Origin of the sequence: Mesorhizobium sp. M7D.F.Ca.US.004.01.2.1, assembly GCF_003997785.1 — a bacterium.
Lineage (GTDB): Bacteria > Pseudomonadota > Alphaproteobacteria > Rhizobiales > Rhizobiaceae > Mesorhizobium > Mesorhizobium loti.
The window spans coordinates 1-3,370 of record NZ_RZRQ01000473.1; the positions used below are offsets into that span (position 1 = coordinate 1).

Sequence of the window (3,370 nt, forward strand, 5' to 3'; positions counted from 1 at the left end):
CGGGAGCCGTTTCTGCCAGTCGGTCTGCAAGCGCCATCACCGCTGCATTGGTCGCTTCATCGATATCCTGGCCAAGCTCGACAACCAACCCACCGTCGCCGGCGTCGAGCAAACGCAGCACGTAGCGACGCATTTCGGTCATTTCACAGCCTCAGCCATAAGCAGCTGGGCAAGCATCGTCGCCGCAACTTCGAGATCCTCCAGCCGCATCGCCTCGTCCGGATTATGGCTGCCGTTCTGGTTGCGCACAAAGATCATTGCTGAGGGGATGCCGTTCGCCGAAAAGACAGCCGCATCGTGGCCGGCGCCGCTGGGCAGGCGTGGTGCCAGAACACCCCTTTGGCCGGCGATCAGTTCGAGCAAGCCAAGAATGCCGGCGTCCATCACAGCAGGGGTGCTGCCTGAACGCGGCCCCCAATCGAAATGCACGCCGCGCCGCGCTTCGATCTCCGCCGCGAATTTCATTAAGGCCGTATCGGCGCGCTCGAGCAGCGCTGGCGCCGTGCTGCGGACGTCAAGGCTGAACCCGACTTCGCCGGGGACCTTGCTAAAGGCATGCTGCACAGGATCGGTCGTGACCTGGCCAAATGTGATGGTCAGCGGAGCATCGGGAGTTTCGTTTTCTTCCCAGAAGCAGTCGAGCTTCATGGCGAGTTCTGCCAGGGCCATGAAGGCGTCGCGGCGGTGGCGACGCGGTACGGCTCCGGAGTGGCCGTAGACGCCGAGACATTTGGCGGCCCGATAGCGGAAGCTGCCCGAAATTCCACTTACCAGGCCGATCGGTGCGTTATCCAGTTCAAGCGTAGGACCCTGCTCGATATGGATTTCGACGTAACCATGGATTGTGCCTTTCCGGATCGAGCATTCGCCGCGGCGGACGGCCTCGGCATCGAAACCAAGCGCGTGCATGTGTTCGGCAAGAGTTCGACCCGAATCGGCGCGTAGCAAATCGAGGGCAGAGGGCTCTAACTGGCCGAAGGCTGCACGGCTTCCGATGTAGGACGTTGGAAACCAGGTGCTCTCCTCGGCTCGTATGGCAAGAACAATGATCGGACGGGGAGGCTTCAGGCCGGCCGCTTTCAACGCGGAAACAGCCGCCAATCCAGCAACGACGCCCGCCGCGCCGTCAAAATTCCCGCCATGGGGAACGCTGTCGAGATGTGAACCGACTATCCATGGCGCCCGTTCCCTATGCTCGCCCGGCCAGGTCATGAAAAGGTTGCCCGCAGCGTCGCGTGTCGTGATCAACCCGAGCCTTTCGGCCTCCTTGAGCACGATAGTATGGGCAGCTTCCTCACCCTTGCCGTAGGCATCACGTGTAATGCCCGGCTCATCGACGCTGGCCTCTTGCAAGGCGTCGAGCAAACGGCCGGCAAGCGCAATATCGGCGTTAAGCATGGGGTGTCCCGAGGTCAGATTTGTTGTTGGGGCAGACGTCTCGAAGGCCAGACCGAAGCATTGACCAAAGTATCGGGTCGCTGACCGGCGAGCACCGAAAGAGCGCAGTCGGCCGCAGCGACCGCTGTCCTTTGTAGCGAGGCTTCAGTGGAACCGGCGACGTGTGGGGATAGCACCACGTTTTTAAGGGAACGCAGAGGATGATCCGCCGTCAGCGGCTCGCGTCTGAAGACGTCGAGGCCCGCACCCCGGATCCTTCCTGTCTTGAGGGCGTTGACAAGCGCCTCTTCGTCGACGGTATCGCCGCGGCCAGTGTTGATGAGGAATGCAGTGGGCTTCATTAAAGCTAGCTGCGTGCGACCGATAGCATTGCGGGTGGCGTCGTTGGCCGGCATGTGGAGCGACACGGCATCGCTGGCTCGCAGAACCGCCTCCAGTGTAGGTAGCCTGTCTACCCCTAGACGCTCGAACACGGCATCCGGCTGATATCGGGAGCACGCGACCACGCGCATTCCAAGCGCTCGACCGAGTGCGGCGGTCTGTTGCCCGATTGGACCGAAGCCGGCAAGCCCCATCGTCAAACCCGCAAGCTCCACCAGGTCGGCGGAATACTTAAAACCGAAGTCCCCGGCGCGAACGGCAGCATCGGCGCCAACAACCTGCTTAGCAAGCGCGAACAACAGGGCTATCGCCTGCTCCGCGACCGACCTTTCATTGGCCCCTGGTGTGTTGGTGATTGCAATGCCCGAACGTGTTGCGGCTTCAACGTCGACCGGATCGTAGCCCACGCCATGGACGGCGATAACTCTGAGACAGGGCAGGGCCTCCATTCTGGCTGCCGAGAAGCCGGCGTTGCGGGTGATGGCTGCAACAACATGCGACGGATCAACTGCTACGCCGTCCGTCACTGGCTGCAGGCCCTGGTCCTGCAGCCGCTGAATTCCTGCTGAATGTATCGGCTGCACGATAAGGCAGACGGGAGGCGCGATGCGAGTCACTTGGCAAATATTCCTCTTGCGTTCCATTGGCATACCAGTGATACTCCATCTTGCCTGACCCACTTGGCAAGCGCAACCCTGCTGAACGGGATAGATCGTCCGAGACGTCAGGTCCGCCGTGTCCGCTTGCAGCCTAGCGAGCGTGATGAGCGGTGATCAAAAAAGGAACCACAGAGGGTAGTCATGAAAATCAAGCTTCTGGCGCTCGTCGCCGCGCTCGCCTTCGCAAACATCGCCGGTGCCCAGGCTCAGGACCTCAAGCTTATCCAACCTGGAAAGTTGATGGTCGCGACCGAAGGCACTTATCCGCCCTTTTCGATGCAGGCCCCAGGTGGCGAGCTCGACGGTCTCGAAATTCGTGTCATGAAGGAAGTCGCAAAACGCATCGGCCTCACCTATGAGCCCGTGATAACCAAATGGGACTCGTTGCTCGTCGGCTTGGCGGCGAACCAGTATGACGTCATCAGCGCGGCCATGGACATCACCGCTGAGCGCCAGAAGGCCGTGCTGTTCTCAGACGGTTGGCTGGAATCAGGCGGACGCATCGTTGTTCTAAAGGATTCCGCCATCAAGTCTGCGGCCGACCTCAAAGGCAAGAACGTCGGCGCGCTTATTGCGTCCAATTGGTTCAAGATCGCTGAGGAGAAAGGCGCCACGGTCAAGGGCTACAAGTCCGAATCCGATGGTCTGCAAGACCTCGTGAACGGCAACATCGATGCGGTCATTACCGATGCAGTTGCAGCCGGTTATGCCATCAAGAATGCAAACCTGCCATTGGCCATGACGGACGATTTCGTCAGTCATATTCAGAAAGGCTTTGCCTTTAACAAAGATCGAACCGATCTCGTTGCTCAAGTGGACAAGGCACTTGCCGATATGATCGCAGATGGCACTTACGCCAAGCTGACGACCGAACTGGTAGGCTTTGATCCTCATCCGGCCGATCCGATCCGCACGCTCAAGTAACCCAACAT

General features: G+C 59.9%; 3 protein-coding genes. 1 reads left to right on the forward strand and 2 read right to left on the reverse strand.

Going from position 1 to position 3,370, the window contains the following annotated elements; all coding sequences use genetic code 11:
• Window positions 1-138 precede the first annotated feature (138 nt).
• Together EN993_RS33205 and EN993_RS33210 are read right to left on the reverse strand one after the other, a co-directional pair.
• Window positions 139-1,398: a Zn-dependent hydrolase gene (locus EN993_RS33205; protein WP_127265987.1), complete on the reverse strand. Its 1,260-nt coding sequence runs from the start codon at window positions 1,396-1,398 to the stop codon at window positions 139-141.
• 14 nt (window positions 1,399-1,412) lie between these two features.
• Entirely contained in the window at window positions 1,413-2,429 is a 1,017-nt protein-coding gene (locus EN993_RS33210; protein WP_245469038.1) for a hydroxyacid dehydrogenase, read from the reverse strand.
• A gap of 150 nt (window positions 2,430-2,579) precedes the next feature.
• Between EN993_RS33210 and EN993_RS33215 the strand changes: the two genes are divergently transcribed.
• Complete coding sequence (locus EN993_RS33215) at window positions 2,580-3,362, forward strand: transporter substrate-binding domain-containing protein (protein ID WP_127265989.1); 783 nt, start codon at window positions 2,580-2,582, stop codon at window positions 3,360-3,362.
• Window positions 3,363-3,370: the final 8 nt, after the last annotated feature.